Source organism: Marinobacter shengliensis, from assembly GCF_030297115.1.
In the GTDB taxonomy this organism is placed as follows: domain Bacteria; phylum Pseudomonadota; class Gammaproteobacteria; order Pseudomonadales; family Oleiphilaceae; genus Marinobacter; species Marinobacter shengliensis.
In genome coordinates, this window is record NZ_AP028062.1 from 4,262,861 (window position 1) to 4,279,287 (window position 16,427).

The 16,427-nt window shown below is 58.0% G+C and carries 12 protein-coding genes; 3 read left to right on the plus strand and 9 right to left on the minus strand.

Features of this window, described 5'->3' with window-relative positions; genetic code table 11:
* Positions 1-12: 12 nt before the first annotated feature.
* Together QUE75_RS19505 and nhaB are read right to left on the minus strand one after the other, a co-directional pair.
* Entirely contained in the window at positions 13-849 is an 837-nt protein-coding gene (locus QUE75_RS19505) for a substrate-binding periplasmic protein (protein WP_286252703.1), read from the minus strand.
* A gap of 83 nt (positions 850-932) precedes the next feature.
* On the minus strand, positions 933-2,438 hold the full coding sequence (gene nhaB / locus QUE75_RS19510; RefSeq protein WP_106694612.1) for a sodium/proton antiporter NhaB: 1,506 nt from the start codon (positions 2,436-2,438) through the stop codon (positions 933-935).
* A gap of 387 nt (positions 2,439-2,825) precedes the next feature.
* On the opposite strand from nhaB, the gene QUE75_RS19515 reads away from it, so the two are divergent.
* The 3 genes from QUE75_RS19515 to QUE75_RS19525 all read left to right on the plus strand — a co-directional run bounded on the left by QUE75_RS19515 (position 2,826) and on the right by QUE75_RS19525 (position 8,062).
* Positions 2,826-4,901, plus strand: coding sequence for a TonB-dependent siderophore receptor (locus QUE75_RS19515; RefSeq protein ID WP_286252705.1), 2,076 nt, complete (start codon positions 2,826-2,828; stop codon positions 4,899-4,901).
* Positions 4,902-4,927: 26 nt separating this feature from the next.
* Complete coding sequence (locus QUE75_RS19520; protein ID WP_286252707.1) at positions 4,928-5,845, plus strand: AraC family transcriptional regulator; 918 nt, start codon at positions 4,928-4,930, stop codon at positions 5,843-5,845.
* A gap of 72 nt (positions 5,846-5,917) precedes the next feature.
* Entirely contained in the window at positions 5,918-8,062 is a 2,145-nt protein-coding gene (locus QUE75_RS19525; protein ID WP_286252709.1) for a TonB-dependent siderophore receptor, read from the plus strand.
* A 32-nt stretch (positions 8,063-8,094) separates the two neighbouring features.
* On the opposite strand, the gene glmS is transcribed toward QUE75_RS19525, so the two are convergent.
* The 7 genes from glmS to QUE75_RS19560 all read right to left on the minus strand — a co-directional run bounded on the left by glmS (position 8,095) and on the right by QUE75_RS19560 (position 16,422).
* Positions 8,095-9,927 (minus strand): glutamine--fructose-6-phosphate transaminase (isomerizing), encoded by a 1,833-nt coding sequence (gene glmS / locus QUE75_RS19530; RefSeq protein WP_286252712.1) that lies wholly within the window; start codon positions 9,925-9,927, stop codon positions 8,095-8,097.
* 29 nt (positions 9,928-9,956) lie between these two features.
* The gene (gene glmU / locus QUE75_RS19535; RefSeq protein ID WP_286252713.1) at positions 9,957-11,321 is read right to left on the minus strand and encodes a bifunctional UDP-N-acetylglucosamine diphosphorylase/glucosamine-1-phosphate N-acetyltransferase GlmU; all 1,365 of its coding nucleotides are present in this window, start codon (positions 11,319-11,321) and stop codon (positions 9,957-9,959) included.
* 150 nt (positions 11,322-11,471) lie between these two features.
* The gene (locus QUE75_RS19540) at positions 11,472-11,894 is read right to left on the minus strand and encodes a F0F1 ATP synthase subunit epsilon (RefSeq protein WP_061333192.1); all 423 of its coding nucleotides are present in this window, start codon (positions 11,892-11,894) and stop codon (positions 11,472-11,474) included.
* Positions 11,895-11,932: 38 nt separating this feature from the next.
* Positions 11,933-13,327, minus strand: coding sequence for a F0F1 ATP synthase subunit beta (atpD, locus tag QUE75_RS19545; RefSeq protein ID WP_058090901.1), 1,395 nt, complete (start codon positions 13,325-13,327; stop codon positions 11,933-11,935).
* Between the two features lie 54 nt (positions 13,328-13,381).
* Complete coding sequence (gene atpG, locus QUE75_RS19550; protein WP_061333191.1) at positions 13,382-14,242, minus strand: F0F1 ATP synthase subunit gamma; 861 nt, start codon at positions 14,240-14,242, stop codon at positions 13,382-13,384.
* 70 nt (positions 14,243-14,312) lie between these two features.
* Positions 14,313-15,857, minus strand: a complete 1,545-nt coding sequence (gene atpA / locus QUE75_RS19555) for a F0F1 ATP synthase subunit alpha (protein ID WP_058090903.1) — start codon at positions 15,855-15,857, stop codon at positions 14,313-14,315.
* A gap of 28 nt (positions 15,858-15,885) precedes the next feature.
* Complete coding sequence (locus tag QUE75_RS19560; protein WP_058090904.1) at positions 15,886-16,422, minus strand: F0F1 ATP synthase subunit delta; 537 nt, start codon at positions 16,420-16,422, stop codon at positions 15,886-15,888.
* Between the last annotated feature and the right edge of the window lie 5 nt (positions 16,423-16,427).

The window sequence follows — 16,427 nt, forward strand, 5'->3', positions numbered from 1 at the left end:
CGTCTAGATCACTCAACGATACTCGTCAGGAAACCCCGGCAATACAAAGGTTTTCTCGAACCGGCGCACCGGCGGTACTTCACCACGCTCAGCCAACCGCAGATAGGCATCATCAAACGCCTCTCGAAGAATGGCGGCCCGGGAGCTGGCCAGCGAGAACATCCAGGCGCTGTTGCGGCTTCGTACTTCCGATTCCCGGATGATGGCATCTGAGGGGTGGGTCAGCATTTCTCTCACCGGCGGCCGGTAATCGAGCAGGTAATCACCCCGCTTTCGTTTCAGCATGTCCACCGCCGAACGATGGTTAGGCGCCTCGGTGATGCGAATGTCTGGCTGGTCTTCTAACCAGTACCTAAGGCCTCCATAGGTGTAGCCACCGATCAATATCACCATGCTGCCATGCAACTGGTCCATGTGTTCAAGCGGTTCTGTGTCTTGGCGATACCAGGCACTCAACTCCACGGGAATCGGGCTGATCCAGCTTTCCAGAACCGCCTCTTTCAATACTGGCGTGGCAGATAGTCCCAACCAGAGGTCAACGGTGCCGTCTTTCAGGTAGAGGTAGGTACGTGCCACAGGCAGATAGATGAATTCCAGCTCGTAGCCGGCCTCAGCGGCAACCTTCTTGGTAATCTCCACAAACTCACCCGCTGGTTCACCCTCAGCTGTGCGGTAGGTGATGGGCGGAAACTCCACATAGGCAACTCGCACGGCCTTCATGCTATACGGATCCTGGTCGTCAGCATGAACCAGAGCGGTATAGAAAAGTCCGACCAGAACAACAAAAAGCCCCGTCAGCGCCCAGGCGCCACGAGGCAGATCAGTGGAGTAACGTTGGCAACTGCGCATGTATACCGCTTATCGTTATCTGTTTCTTTAGAGAGTAACAGATACACCAATCACTGTAGCGGCGAACGTCAAAAAATGTTGATTCAGAACGAATGGGTCACCATGTACAGCCCCACACCACCCATTACCAGGGTGTACGGAAACGCCATGATCACCATTTTCCCATACGACAGCCGCACCAGTGGCGCGATGGCGGAAGTCAGCAGGAACAGAAACGCCGCCTGACCGTTAGGAGTGGCCACGCTGGGCAGATTGGTGCCGGTGTTGATGGACACCGCCAGGGTCTGGAAGTGCTCATAGCTGATGGCGCCGGCATCCAGCGCCTGCTTGACCTCGCTGATGTACACCGTCGCCACAAACACGTTATCACTGATCATCGACAACAGGCCGTTGGCAATAAAGAACATGCCCGGCTGCTGGTGCTCCGGCAGGCTGAGTACGTAATCGATGATCGGTTTGAACAGATGCTGCTCATGAATCACCGCCACCACGGCGAAGAACACCACCAGCAGAGAGGTGAACGGCAGGGATTCCTGGAAGGCTTTGCCAATCTGGTGTTCGTCTGTGACGCCGGTAAACGAGGTAATCAGGATAATCACCAGCAGGCCAATCAGGCCAACTTCAGCAATGTGAAACGCCAGGCCGATCACCAGGATGGCGGCAGCGATGGCCTGAATCCACAGGGATGCCTGGTCGGCTTTGGTGCGGCGGGCACGCTCGTTCTTGGCGAACTCTTCCAGCACCTGGCGAACCGGCTTGGGCAGTCGGCCGCCGTAGCCGAACCAGCGTAGTTTCTCCAGCGCCCAGCAGGTCGCCAGGCCGGCGAACAGCACCGGGATACTCACCGGCGCCATGTGCAGGAAAAAGCCCACGAAATCCCAACCGACCACTTTGGCGATCAGCAGGTTCTGGGGTTCACCCACCATGGTGGCGACCCCACCAAGAGCGGTACCGATGGCCCCGTGCATCAACAGGCTGCGCAGAAACGCCCGGAAGTTTTCCAGGTCTTCCCGGTGCAGCTCGATCACTTCTTCATCGCTGCCGGCGTTGTGATCTTTCTGTTGATAACCTTTGCCAGAAGCCACTTTGTGGTAAACCGAGAAAAAGCCCACCGCCACGCTGATAATCACGGCGGTCACCGTTAACGCATCCAGAAACGCTGAGAGCAGCGCGGCCGCACTGCAGAATAACAACGACAAAGCCGACTTGGAGCGAACCCCCACCAAAATCTGGGTGAAGGTCACCAGCAGCAAGTCTTTCATGAAGTAGATGCCCGCCACCATGAACATCAGCAGCAGAATCACCGGGAAGTTCACCAGAACCTCGTGATACACGGCGTCTGCCGTGGTCAGCCCGATCAGCAACGCCTCCACCGCCAGCAAACCGCCCGGCAACAGCGGATAACACTTCAGCGCCATGGCCAGGGTGAAGATGAACTCACCAATCAGCAACCAGCCAGTCACACCCGGCCCGAACACGTACATCACGATGGGATTGGCAATCAGAAACAACAGAATTACCTGTTTGTACCAGACAGGCGCTTTGCCAAGAAAATTATGGGTAAAGCCAGACAGGACGGTGTTGGGCATTGCGATGGTCTTCTGAGAAAGCGGGTTATTGGAATAGTGCGCCGGAGGATCAGAATCTTCCTTGATATTTGCGTACCGGGGTATGGTCCAAAGGTACAAACGTAAGACCGCTTTTGGTCTTAATAATAAAAAGGAGAGAGTATACGCTCGGGCTTCACAATAATTTTCGTAATACTACTTAATTATCCCTGGACGGGCGACGGCATTTTAACCGATTTTCGGTCAGATAAGGTGGTTTCATGAAAATTTAACCCATCATCCCCGGCAACCGACAATAAACGTGAATGATATTGGTTTGCATTAAGATTATTTAAGGAATAATATTCGGCGAATTTCGGTGATGTTTCACCCCATTCTTGTTACTTACAGCCGTTACAAAGGTGCCTTATGCCCGCCGTTTTCCTGACCAAGCCGTTGACGCAAGCCATACGACTGACCCTGGCCGTTGGTATGGCAACCACCTCGGCCCCGCTTCTGGCACAGGATGCCGAACCCGCCAGCCTGGAGGCCCTGGTGGTCTCGGCCACAGCACTCAAGGTGGAGACACCGCTGGTGGAAACCCCACGACCAGCGTCGGTAGTGGAGGAAGAGGAACTCAGGGAGCGTAATGTTCAGTCCCTTGATGAGGCCTTCCAGTACCGCGCCGGTGTGGTGTCGGGTCACTACGGTGATGACAACGACACCGACTGGCTGAAAATCCGCGGCTTTGACCAGGCCACGTACCAGGACGGCCTGCGAATCTATCGCGAGGGCTTCTACCAGTGGCTGCCTGAAACCTACGGCCTGGAGCGGGTCGAACTGCTGAAGGGACCGGCCTCCATCCTTTACGGTGAAGCGCCTCCGGGCGGTGTGATCAACGCCATCAGCAAGCGCCCAACCGATAACACGCAGGGCGAGGTGCTGGTGCAGGCAGGTACCGACAAGCACCGCCAGCTTGGTGTTGACACCTCCGGCCCGGTCGCCGGAACCGATAACGTCCGCTACCGGTTGGTGGGCCTTTATCGCGACGGCGAAGGCGACCTGGACTTCACCGAAAACGAACGCTACTACATCGCGCCCAGTCTGGCCTGGGACATCACCGAAGACACCAGCTTGACCGTTCTGGCCAGCTTTCAGAAAGACGACGCCATCCCGACCAACCCGTTCAAGCTGGCCTACGGCACCGTGCAGGACAAACCGTTTGGCAAGGTGGATCCCTCCACCAATTACAGTGAACCTGGTTACGACACCAACGAACGCACCCAGACCTCTCTGGGCTATGCCCTCAGCCACCAGATCAACGATACCTGGCGGTTCGAACAGGATTTCCGCTACAGCGAGCTGGATCTGCTGTTGCGCAGCAGCTACATCTTTTTCCAGACAGGTCCGCGGGAAGGCCAGCGTTACCTCACCTATCGTGACGGCAAGATCGACAGCTGGACGGTGGATAACCGTGTGGTCGGCAACTGGTACACCGATCGTACCGAGCATACGTTCCTGGCAGGTGTCGATTACCAGGATCTGAATAACAAGGGACAACAGAATGGTGCGGGTGGGTTCTCAATATTTGGCGGCCCCATTGACCTTTTCAATCCGCAGTACGGTAACTTCACACCAGTCACGGCCGCCGACCTGATCGTTACCGAGATCGACAAGCGGCAGACCGGCTACTACCTCCAGCACCAGCTGCGTCTGGATGACCGCTGGGTATTCCTGGCCGGCGCACGCTATGACCAGGCGAAGGTGGACAACATCAACCGCGATGCCAATACCCGCCAGAAGGCAGACGATGACCAGCTGTCGCTTTCCGGCGGTGTGATGTACCTGGCCGAAAACGGCGTCAGTCCCTATATATCCTATACCGAATCCTTCCAACCCATTGCCGGTACCGACGGCAACGGCGACCTGTATGAGCCGCGCACCGGCGAGCAAATTGAGCTGGGCGTGAAAATTGCCCCCCGCAATCTGGACGGGTACGTGACCGCAGCGGTGTACCGCATTGAAGAGAAGAACTCCCTGGGCACCAGCCAGGGTGGCTTCCAGATCCAGGACCGCGAGCGTACCACTGAAGGCTTCGAGCTGGAGAGCGTCAGCTACCTCACCGAGCAGCTCGAGCTGACCGCCGCCTACACCTACAACAGCGCCAAGGTTCGCGACCAGGCCACGGCCGGTAGCGAACGCCAGGCCCCCTTGATTCCACGCCACCAGGCCTCGGCGTGGCTGGACTACAGCTTCACCGACCTGGCCCCGGGCCTGAAGGTCGGCGCCGGCGCCCGGTTTGTGGGCGAAACCAAAGACGGCAACACGGAAGTGCCCTCCTACACCGTGTTCGACCTGATGGCCCAGTATGCCTTCGCGCCCCAGTGGCAAGCCCAGTTGAACGTCAGCAACCTGGCCGACCGTGAATACGTGGCCAGCTGTGACTACTGGTGCTATTACGGCGCCGAGCGGAGCGTAGTAGCCAGCCTCAGCTATCGCTGGTAACCGGCACTGCCCGGCGGGGACCTGTGATGACGATTTCAAGCCGGTATGGCCAGCTTGGCCGGATCGAGCAGGTTCTCAGACACATTCACCTGAACCTGGACAAGCCTCTGGCCGTGGCCAGCCTTGCCAGGATAGGCGGTTGGTCCCGCTGGCAGTTCAACCGCGTGTTCTCGGAACAGACCGGACAGTCCGTAGGTCGATACGTCCGGGAGCTGCGGCTGAGCCTGGCGGCGGAAATGCTGCTTTTCACCGAACAGCGGATTATCGATATCGGCCTGGCCTGCGGTTTCAGTTCTGACATCAGCTTTACCCGCAGCTTCAAACAGCATTTTGGCTGCCCGCCGGCTCAATATCGCCGGCGCGGCCTGCCCTGCCTGCTCACCACGCCACTGTGCCTTGACCCGGCTAAGCTTCCAGACGCCGCGTGGAGGGCACGGGTGCCCGCCATACGGCTGGATTCGAAACCGGCGTTTAGCGTATCAGGCCGCTCCGACAGGATCCGGGGGCTGTTCTCATCCAACCCTGATTTCGGCACCAAGGTTCCCGCCCTCTGGGCATCACTCATAGAGAGTGAGAGGCTGCCGCCTGAACAGCCAAGGTTCGGTGTTCTCGATCTCTCCCGGGGGCCGGAGTCCGAATTCCGCTATCTGGCTGGCGTTCAGACAGAGATCCAAGACGCCGACACCGAGATCGAGACCCTTAAAGTACCCGCCCAGAACTACGTGGTGATCTCCTTCCAGGGACCAATCCAGTCCCTCTCGGAAATCCTGAAGTGGTTCTTCACGGCCTGGCTTCCGCACGCAGGTTGCAATGCCGTCTACGGTTACGACCTGGAAGTGTACCCGCCTGACTTTGACGCCAACGCGCCCGAGGTGGCCATGGAATACTGGATTCCGGTCACCCTCAACGAGCCATTCATTGCCCGGCATGCACCAATCGGTTAAGTCCTGTTCAGCCAGATAAATATAATGGGAATGATTCGCACTTAATCGTTCCCACGTTAAACAGGACCCGACATGCCCTCACACGTGATCAAACCGTCATTACTTGCTATTGCCGTTAGTCTCTCTGGCAGCCCGTTGGCCGTCGCTCATACCGATGAACCCATGGAGCTGGACACCATGACGGTTTACGGCGAAACCTACAGGAACACTGCCACCAAGACGGCACTGGCGCCGGGCGACACTCCCCAGAGTATCTCAGTACTGGATCAACAGGCCCTGGAAATGCGCGATGCCGATTCCGTGGCCACTGCACTGCGCTATGCACCGGGCGTGAACACCGAACTTCGCGGAGGCGCAGTCGGCCGGCTGGACCTGTTCAGCATCCGCGGCTTCATCAATTACCAGAACTATTACGATGGCCTGCAGCTGCTGTACAACGACTGGAATCTGCAGCCCCAGATTGATCTGAAAGCCGTGGAGCAGGTTGAGGTGTTTCGTGGCCCCACCTCCACTCTGTATGGGTCCATGCCGCCCGGTGGTATGGTGAATCTGATCGGCAAACAGCCGTCCTCAGAGCACTTCAACAAAATTGAGGTTGCCAGCGGTTCCCGCAATCTGGCCGAGGCGTCCATTGAAAGCCGCGGTCAACTGGGCGATTCCAACCTGTCCTACAGCCTTGTTGGCCTGACCCGCACCCGGGATGGCCAGGCCGCAACCTCAGAGGAAGAGCGCCACATGATCGCGCCTTCCGTGGATTGGCAGGTCAGTGACAACACCCTGGTGAACTTCAACCTCTACTACCAGAAAGATCCGGCTATGGGCATTTACACCACCCTGCCCGCTTCCGGCCTGTTCTTGCCCAACCCGAATGGAGACCTCCCGCAGGATGCCTTCTCCGGCGACGCCAACTGGAACGAGTTTGATAAAGAGGTGTTGCTGGTCGGCTACAAGGTCAACCACAACATCAATGACAACTGGAACTTCCTGCAGAACTTCCGATATACCGATGCCGAGGCATTCCAGACCAATACCTACACCTACCGATTCCCCAACGACCCGTTCAGCCAGGACGGACGCACCCTGCAACGCCAGGCCTACCTGACCGACGAGGCAACCACCGGGTTTACGGTGGACAACCAGTTCTCGGGGCGCTTCCAGACCGGCCGGGCCCGGCACAACATTCTGGTTGGAGTGGACTACCTGAGTCTCGATTCCGACGTTATCTATGAAGACACTGCCGCACCGGCTATCGATCTGTTCGATCCGGACTACTATCAGATATCCAGAAGCACCATAAACATCGAGAACACGGCTCTGTCCTCGGACTTCAACATCCGCAAGAAGCAGCTTGGCGTGTACCTGCAGGACCAGATTGAGCTGGGCCGCTTCGTGGTGATCGGCGGCGTGCGCTGGGACGACTTCACCGGAGAAGAGTCCGGCCGCAAATACGGCGCGCCTGTGAACAGCAAACTGGACCAGGACAACGTCTCTACACGTGCCGGCGTGATGTATCGCGGCGCCAACGGTCTCTCGCCCTACCTCAACTACGCCGAGAGTTTCGAGCCGCAAAGCGGTAGTGATCGCAACGGCAACGAATTCGACCCTTCCAAGGGGGACCAGTGGGAGCTGGGGGTAAAATACCAGTCCCAGGATCAACGCACTTCACTCAACCTGGCGTTCTACCAGATCACCAAGGACAACGTGCCCACCCGCGACCCCAATGGCGGACCTCTGGACCAGGTCCAGGCGGGGGAAGTGCGCTCCCAGGGCATCGAGCTGGAGGCTCAGGCCCAGCCCATCGACAGTCTGCTGGTGACCGCCAGCTACACGCTGCAGAGTGTGGAGGTGACCAAGGACAACACCGGCCTGAAAGGCCAGACGCCCGTGTGGGTGCCCGACCAGTTGCTGTCGGTCTGGGCGGACTATGGCTTCTATAACGGCCCACTGGATGGCCTGGTGGCAGGCATTGGCGCCCGCTACATCGGCGAGGCGGAATACAACGCAGCGACGAACGAGGGGAACGTGCCGGACGCCACACTGGTCGATATCGCACTGCGCTACAACCTGGGACGCGTCTCTCACAGCCTCCGCGGTGCCGAACTGGGCCTGTCCGTGAACAACCTTACCGACGAGCGCTACTTCAGCTGCTTCGACGCCAACAACTGCTGGTTTGGTGAGGAGCGCACGGTGGAGGCTTCCGTTTCCTACACGTTCTGATTCTCGGTGCCCAGCCGTCCAGGCGGTCGGGGCTACTCGACCGTCACGCTCTTCGCCAGGTTTCTCGGCTGATCCACGTCGGTGCCCTTGAGTACCGCCACGTGATAGGAGAGCAACTGTAGTGGCACGGTGTAGACGATGGGCGCGGTGATTTCGTGCACCGAGGGAATCTGCATCACGTGCAGGCCCTCTTCCGGCTTCACGTCTGCAGCCTTGTCGGCGAACACAAACAGTTCGCCACCGCGGGCCCGCACTTCTTCCAGGTTGGATTTCAGCTTTTCCACCAGGTCGTTGTTGGGGGCCACGGTCACCACGGGCATTTCGCTGTCTACCAGAGCCAGGGGGCCGTGCTTCAGCTCGCCGGCCGGGTAGGCTTCGGCGTGGATGTAGGAAATTTCCTTGAGCTTGAGAGCCCCTTCCATGGCGACCGGGTACTGGGAACCCCGGCCCAGGAACAGGCTGTGGTTCTTGTCCATGAAGGCTTTGGACATCTCCTCGATTTCGCCATCCAGGGCCAGCACATCGTTGACCTGGCCCGGCAACAGGTGAATGGCCTTCACGATGTCGGCTTCCCGCTCGGCATTCAGGCCGTTGTGGCGGGCCAGGGCTAGGGTGAAGATCAGCAGGGCGGTCAGCTGGGTGGTGAACGCCTTGGTGGAGGCCACACCGATTTCAGGGCCGGCCTGGGTCATGATCACCAGGTCGGATTCCCGCACCAGCGAACTGCCCGGTACGTTGCAGATCGCCAATGCCGCGCGAAAACCTGCTTTCTTGGCCTGGCGCAAAGCCGCCAGGGTATCGGCGGTTTCGCCGGACTGGGAAATGCACAGGAACAGGGTATCCGGCTGGATCACATGCTTGCGGTAGCGGAACTCGGAGGCTACTTCCACGGAACAGGGCACACCGGCCAGGTCTTCAATCCAGTAACGGGCCACCATGCCGGCGTGGTAGGAGGTACCACAGGCGATGATCTGTACGTGGCGCACGTTCTCCAGGAGGTTTTCGGCATCGGTACCCAGGGCTTGTTCCAGCACCCGGGTAGCGGTAATCCGGCCTTCCATGGTGGCCTTGATCACTTTTGGCTGCTCGTAGATTTCCTTGAGCATGTAATGGCGGTACTCGCCCTTGTCGGCGGAATCGGCACCGTGCTCGAAACGGCTGATGGCGCGCTCAACCGCCTGGCCCTCGCGATCGTGGATCTCGATCTTGTCCTTGCGGATATCAGCGATGTCGCCTTCTTCGAGGAACATGAACCGGTCGGTGACCGGCAGCAGCGCCAACTGGTCAGAGGCGATGAAGTTCTCGCCGATACCCACGCCCACCACCAGCGGGCTGCCTTCACGGCACACCACCAGGTGGTCCGGCTCGTCGGCATGAACAACCGCCAGGGCAAAGGCACCGCGCAGGCGGCTGATAGCGGCTTTCACGGCATCGTAGAGCCTGCCGCCGGCCTTGTAGTTCTTGCCAATCAGGTGGGCAACCACTTCGGTGTCGGTCTGCGAGGTGAACTCAAAGCCTTCGGCTTTCAACTCTTCGCGGAGTTCCTGATAGTTCTCAATGATGCCATTGTGGACAATGGCCAGGCGGTCGCCAGACATGTGCGGATGGGCGTTCACCTGGGATGGCTCACCGTGGGTGGCCCAGCGGGTATGGGCGATACCGAGATGCCCAGCCAGGGGGTTGGCGCTGATAGCATCAGCCAGGGCAGCAACCTTACCGACTTCCCGGGCACGCTGCACTTCCGGCTTGCCGTTGATCACGGCCATGCCAGCGGAGTCGTAACCCCGGTATTCAAGGCGGCGGAGCCCCTCCAGCAGAATACCCTGGACATCCCGTTCGGAAACCGCTCCTACAATCCCACACATGCTGTTATCACCTGTCAGTTATTCGGTTGTTACGCTTTTTTCGGCCGTTCCCAGCCCGCGATATTCCGTTGCTTGCCCCGGGCCACGGCCAGTTCGCTTTCCGCGACGTTGCGGGTGATGGTAGACCCCGCACCAATGGTGGCCTCGGCCGCCACCGTCACCGGTGCAACCAGCGAGGTATTGGAGCCCACGAACACACCGTCGCCAATCTCGGTTTTGAACTTGTTCACTCCATCATAATTGCAGGTGATGGTGCCTGCACCCACATTCACATTACGACCTAGAGAGGCGTCGCCCACGTAGCTCAGATGGTTGATCTTACTGCCCTCACCCACTACAGCTTTCTTGGTTTCGACAAAGTTGCCCACCTTGGTGTTGGCGGCCAGTTCGGTACCCGGGCGCAGGCGGGCGAACGGGCCAATCTGGGCATTGGCGCCTACAATCGCACCTTCAAGCACGCTGTTGGCCTTGATTTCAGCACCATCGGCGATGGTGGAATCCTTGATCACACAGTTCGGGCCGATCACCACATTGCTGCCAAGGCTGACTTTGCCTTCGAACACCGCGTTCACATCAATCCACAGATCGTTGCCGATGGTCAGCTCACCGCGCACATCCACCCGGGCCGGGTCTGCCAGGGTGGCGCCCTCGGTCATCAGGCGTTCCGCCTGCTGGCGCTGGTACCATCGCTCCAGTTCCGCCAGCTGCAGGCGGTTATTCACGCCCTGCACTTCAAACGGGTTCAGGGGCTGGGACACCGTAACCGATAAGCCATGGGTAACGGCCATAGCAATGATGTCGGTCAGGTAGTATTCACCCTGGGCATTGCTGTTGGATAGTGTGGGTAACCAGCTTTTCAGGTGCCGGGCAGAAACGGCCAGGATACCGGTGTTCACCTCGTGGATATCTTGCTGCTCGGCGGTGGCGTCTTTCTGCTCCACAATCGCTTGCACCTGGCCCTCAGCGTTACGAACGATCCGGCCATAGCCGTGAGGGTTGTCCATGTCCACGGTCAGCATGGCGAGATTGCCATCGTCCAGGTCACAGACCATGGCTTCGAGGGTGTCTTTGCGGGTCAACGGCACATCGCCGTAGAGCACCAGTACCCGGGCGTCGTCCGGCAGATCCGGCAGGGCCTGGGCCACGGCATGGCCGGTGCCCAGTTGTTCGGTCTGCATCACCCAGTTCACCGAGGGTTCGTCCAGCGATGCCCGCACCTGGTCTGCACCGTGGCCGATTACCGTGTGAATTTTCTCCGCCCCCAGCTGCTTTGCGGTATCAATCACGTGATGCAGCATGGCCTTGCCGGCCACCGGGTGTAATACCTTGGGTAGCGCCGATTTCATTCGGGAGCCCTGGCCTGCCGCCAGGATCACAACGTGTAATGGGCTCATGGGGCGGTACGCTCCAATCTGGTGGTGAATCTCAAAATAAAAAACCGCGTCCCGGTGAATAACCGGCCTTCCCCTTGCGGGTGTGGCTGGTCATCCACCTGCGGATGCGGTTCACGGTCAGGCCAGTCCGGGCCCTGACACAAACCCTGCTTAGCGCAGGTGCTTGCGCAGTTTCTGGATGGTGCGCAGCTGAGCGGCGGCTTCTGCCAGCTCGGCGGCGGCACGGGAGTACTCAAACTCGCCTGTCTTGTTCGCCAGTGCCTTCTCGGCTTGCTTCTGGGCTTCCAGGGCTGCCGCTTCGTCCACATCCTTGGCACGAACTGCGGTATCAGCCATCAGGGTCACCAGGTTCGGCTGCACCTCCAGATAACCACCGGATACGTACAGAATCTCCTCGGCGCCACCCTGCTTGATGATCCGCACTGAGCCGGGCTTGAGCTCGGTCAGCAGCGGAGCATGGCCAAGCTGGATGCCTAGCTCACCCTCGGTACCGGTGGCGATCAGCATCTCCACCAGGCCCGAGTAGATTTTTTCTTCGGCACTTACGACGTCACAATGTACGGTCATAGCCATTTCTTACGCCTCTTGGGTCAGAAAGGGAAGAAGGTAATTTACTTGCCTTCTTTCGCTTTCATTGCCTTAGCCTTCTCGATTGCCTCTTCGATGCCACCGCACATGTAGAAGGCCTGCTCCGGCATGTCGTCGTAGTCACCGTTCAGGATGCCTTCGAAGCTGGCGATGGTTTCCTTCAGAGACACGTACTTACCCGGGGAACCGGTAAATACTTCCGCTACGTGGAACGGCTGAGACAGGAAGCGCTCGATTTTACGGGCACGGGCTACAGTCAGCTTGTCTTCTTCAGACAGCTCGTCCATACCCAGGATCGCGATGATGTCTTTCAGTTCCTTGTAACGCTGCAGAACGTTCTGAACACCACGGGCAACGTTGTAGTGCTGCTCGCCGATCACCAGCGGGTCCAGCTGACGGGAGGTGGAGTCAAGCGGATCGATCGCCGGGTAGATACCCTTGGAGGCGATGTCACGGCTCAGTACCACGGTCGCGTCAAGGTGCGAGAAGGTGGTGGCCGGAGACGGGTCAGTCAAGTCATCCGCCGGTACGTAGACCGCCTGGATAGAGGTGATAGAACCGTTCTTGGTAGAGGTGATCCGCTCCTGCAGCTGACCCATCTCTTCCGCCAGAGTCGGCTGGTAACCTACCGCTGAAGGCATACGGCCCAGCAGTGCAGATACTTCAGTACCGGCCAGTGTGTAACGGTAGATGTTGTCAACGAACAACAGAACGTCACGGCCTTCGTCACGGAACTTCTCGGCCATGGTGAGACCGGTCAGGGCCACACGCAGACGGTTTCCTGGGGGCTCGTTCATCTGGCCGTAAACCATGGCAACCTTATCGAGAACGTTAGACTCCTTCATTTCGTAGTAGAAGTCGTTACCTTCACGAGTCCGCTCACCAACGCCGGCGAATACGGAGAGACCGGAGTGCTCTTTCGCGATGTTGTTGATCAGTTCCATCATGTTTACGGTTTTGCCTACACCGGCACCACCGAACAGGCCAACCTTACCACCCTTGGCGAATGGGCAGATCAGGTCGATAACCTTGATGCCGGTTTCCAGCAGGTCAGCAGACGCTGCCTGGTCGGCGTAGCCCGGTGCTTTGCGGTGGATAGCCCAACGCTCTTCTTCACCGATGTCGCCCTGCTCGTCGATCGGACGGCCCAGTACGTCCATGATACGGCCCAGAGTCTGGGTGCCCACGGGTACTGAAATCGGCTTGCCGGTATTCTCAGCTTTCAGGCCACGCTTGAGGCCTTCGGTGCTGCCCATTGCGATGGTACGAACAATGCCGTCACCCAGCTGCTGCTGGACTTCCAGAGTTGTTTCGCCACCTTCAAGCAGCAGTGCGTCATAAACGCTTGGCACGGAGTCACGTGGGAATTCCACGTCGATAACCGCGCCAATGATCTGAACGATGTGTCCGCTACTCATGCTCGGTTCCTCGTTATCTAGTAGTCAATAAAACCAGTAGGTTTGTGAGCGTTATCAAACAGATGCCGCGCCGCTCACAATCTCCGAAATCTCTTGGGTGATGGCTGCCTGGCGGGCCTTGTTATAGGCCAGCTGAAGCTCATCGATGATGCCACCGGCGTTGTCTGTCGCGCTCTTCATGGCAATCATCCGGGCAGCCTGTTCACAGGCCAGATTCTCTACCACACCCTGATACACCTGGGATTCGATATAACGTGGCAGTAGCCCGTCAAGAATCGGACGTGAATCCGGCTCATAGAGATAATCCCACTGGTGACCTACATCCTCGTCATCACCTTCCGGCAATGGCAGCAGCTGCAGCGAATGCGGGCTCTGAGTCATGGTATTCACAAACTCGTTGCTCACAAGGTACAGGCGATCAATCTTGCCCTGCTCGAAACCATCGAGCATCACCTTGACGCTACCAATCAGCTCACTTGCAGACGGGTTGTCACCCATATGGGTAACCGCCGCTACAACGTTGCCACCGTAGTTACGGAAGAAAGACGCGCCTTTTTGCCCAATGGCGCAGATGTCGGTCTCAACACCCTTTTGTTTCCATTCACGCATTTCGCGAACGAGCAGTTTGAACAGGTTGGTGTTCAAACCACCACAAAGGCCACGGTCGGAGGAAACTACAATGTAGCCTACCCGCTTGACCTCACGCTCCTGCATGAACGGATGACGGTAATCCTTGTTGGACTTGGCAATGTGTCCGATTACCTGCAGCATCTTTTCGGCGTATGGGCGAGTTGCCTGCATACGGTCCTGAGCTTTACGCATTTTACTCGCCGCCACCATTTCCATGGCGGAGGTGATCTTCTGCGTGCTCTTGATGCTTCCGATCTGGTTACGTATTTCTTTTCCGACGGCCATAAGTCACTGCCTTTTCAAGTTAGACACTCAAAGGGACCAGCAGGCCCGCACGATGGCGGGCCCAGTGGATTTACCAGCTCTGAGTGGTCTTGAATTTCTCCAGAGCAGCTTTCAGGCCAGCGGTGATGTCGTCGTTGAAGTTGCCCTCGGGGCCGATCTTGTCGAGAAGCTCTTTCTGCTCGGAACGCATCCAGTCCAGCAGCTGTGCTTCAAACTTCACAACCTTGTTTACATCAACATCGTCCAGGAAGCCTTCGTTTGCTGCGAACAGTACGGTACCCATTTCCGCAACGGTCATCGGGCTGTACTGGTTCTGCTTCATCAGCTCGGTAACGCGCTGACCGTGCTCCAGCTGACGACGGGTTGCTTCGTCAAGATCGGAAGCGAACTGGGCGAATGCCGCCAGTTCCCGATACTGGGCCAGGGCCAGACGGATGTTACCGCCGAGCTTCTTCATGATCTTGGTCTGGGCTGCACCACCTACCCGGGATACGGAGATACCGGCGTTCATGGCCGGACGGATACCGGAGTTGAACAGGTTGGTTTCCAGGAAGATCTGACCATCGGTGATGGAGATCACGTTGGTCGGTACGAACGCAGAAACGTCACCAGCCTGGGTTTCGATGATCGGCAGCGCGGTCAGAGAACCGGTCTTGCCTTTCACTTCACCGTTGGTGAACTGCTCAACGTAGTCAGCGTTAACGCGGGAAGCGCGCTCCAGCAGACGGGAGTGCAGATAGAAAACGTCACCCGGGAATGCTTCACGTCCTGGCGGACGACGCAGCAGCAGGGAGATCTGACGGTAAGCAACAGCCTGCTTGGACAGGTCGTCGTATACGATCAGAGCGTCTTCACCGCGGTCACGGAAGAATTCACCCATGGACGTACCGGAGTACGGAGCCAGGAACTGCATGGCGGCAGGATCAGCGGCACCGGCGGCAACCACGATGGTGTGGTCCATGGCGCCGTGCTCTTCCAGCTTGCGCACAACCGCGGCAATGGAAGACTGCTTCTGGCCGACGGCAACGTAGATACACTTGATGCCGGTGTTCTTCTGGTTGATGATCGCGTCAATCGCTACAGCGGTCTTACCGATCTGACGGTCACCGATGATCAGCTCACGCTGGCCACGACCGATGGGAACCATGGTGTCGATGGCTTTCAAGCCAGTCTGTACCGGCTCATCAACGGACTGACGGGCGATAACGCCAGGTGCAACCTTCTCAACCGGAGAGGTCAGGCTGTTACCCAGCTCGCCCTTACCGTCGATCGGGTTACCCAGGGAGTCAACCACACGGCCCAGCAGTTCGTTACCAACCGGCACTTCCAGGATACGGCCGGTACAACGAACTTTCTGACCTTCGGCCAGACCTTCGAAGTCGCCCAGTACCACCGCACCAACAGAATCACGCTCCAGGTTCAGAGCCATGCCGTAGGTGCCGTTGGCAAATTCAATCATCTCGCCGTACATAACGTCGGCCAGACCGTGGATCAATACGATGCCGTCAGATACTGACAGGATCGTACCTTCGTTCTTTGCTTCGGAAGAGATGTCGAGTTTCTCGATTCTCTTCTTGATGATGTCACTGATCTCGGATGGATTCAGTTGCTGCATGCCTTTGTCCTCAAACCTTGTGCTGAAATCAGGAGCCCAGAGCCTTGGCCATTCTGGCCAGCTTGCCACGGACTGAAGCGTCGATAACCAGGTCGCCTGTGCGTACTACCACGCCGCCGATCAGGGACTGATCCACCGCGGTTTCAAGCTCAACCTTGCGCTCCAGCTTTTCGGACAGTGCTTTGATCAACTTCTGCTGTTCGTCGGCAGACAGTTCGAACGCTGTGTTCACCGCCAGTTTGACGGTGCGCTCGAGATCCGCGCGATACAGACTGAACAGCGTAGCAACTTCCGGCAACAGCGCCAGACGCTTGTTTTCAGCAAGAATCAACAGGAAATTTCTGAGTGCTTCAGGCAGGGGCTCTTCGAAACAATCGGCGAAGAGTTCCGCCTTGCGTTGCTCAGACAGGCCGGGATTGGCCAGGATGTTCGCTACCTCTTGGTCAGCCGCGACCAGACCTGCAAAAGCCAGTGCCTGATCCCACTGATCAACGGCATTCTGTTCTTTAGCGGCATCGAATACGGCTTTCGCGTAGGGTCGGGCTAACGTAGTCAGTTGTGCCATGATGA

Excerpts from the sequence above, each read along its gene's own strand:
- QUE75_RS19505 (WP_286252703.1), bottom strand. The coding sequence starts at position 849 with ATGCGCAGTTGCCAACGTTACTCCACTGATCTGCCTCGTGGCGCCTGG.
- nhaB (WP_106694612.1), bottom strand. The coding sequence starts at position 2,438 with ATGCCCAACACCGTCCTGTCTGGCTTTACCCATAATTTTCTTGGCAAA.
- QUE75_RS19515 (WP_286252705.1), top strand. The coding sequence starts at position 2,826 with ATGCCCGCCGTTTTCCTGACCAAGCCGTTGACGCAAGCCATACGACTG.
- QUE75_RS19520 (WP_286252707.1), top strand. The coding sequence starts at position 4,928 with ATGACGATTTCAAGCCGGTATGGCCAGCTTGGCCGGATCGAGCAGGTT.
- QUE75_RS19525 (WP_286252709.1), top strand. The coding sequence starts at position 5,918 with ATGCCCTCACACGTGATCAAACCGTCATTACTTGCTATTGCCGTTAGT.
- glmS (WP_286252712.1), bottom strand. The coding sequence starts at position 9,927 with ATGTGTGGGATTGTAGGAGCGGTTTCCGAACGGGATGTCCAGGGTATT.
- glmU (WP_286252713.1), bottom strand. The coding sequence starts at position 11,321 with ATGAGCCCATTACACGTTGTGATCCTGGCGGCAGGCCAGGGCTCCCGA.
- QUE75_RS19540 (WP_061333192.1), bottom strand. The coding sequence starts at position 11,894 with ATGGCTATGACCGTACATTGTGACGTCGTAAGTGCCGAAGAAAAAATC.
- atpD (WP_058090901.1), bottom strand. The coding sequence starts at position 13,327 with ATGAGTAGCGGACACATCGTTCAGATCATTGGCGCGGTTATCGACGTG.
- atpG (WP_061333191.1), bottom strand. The coding sequence starts at position 14,242 with ATGGCCGTCGGAAAAGAAATACGTAACCAGATCGGAAGCATCAAGAGC.
- atpA (WP_058090903.1), bottom strand. The coding sequence starts at position 15,857 with ATGCAGCAACTGAATCCATCCGAGATCAGTGACATCATCAAGAAGAGA.
- QUE75_RS19560 (WP_058090904.1), bottom strand. The coding sequence starts at position 16,422 with ATGGCACAACTGACTACGTTAGCCCGACCCTACGCGAAAGCCGTATTC.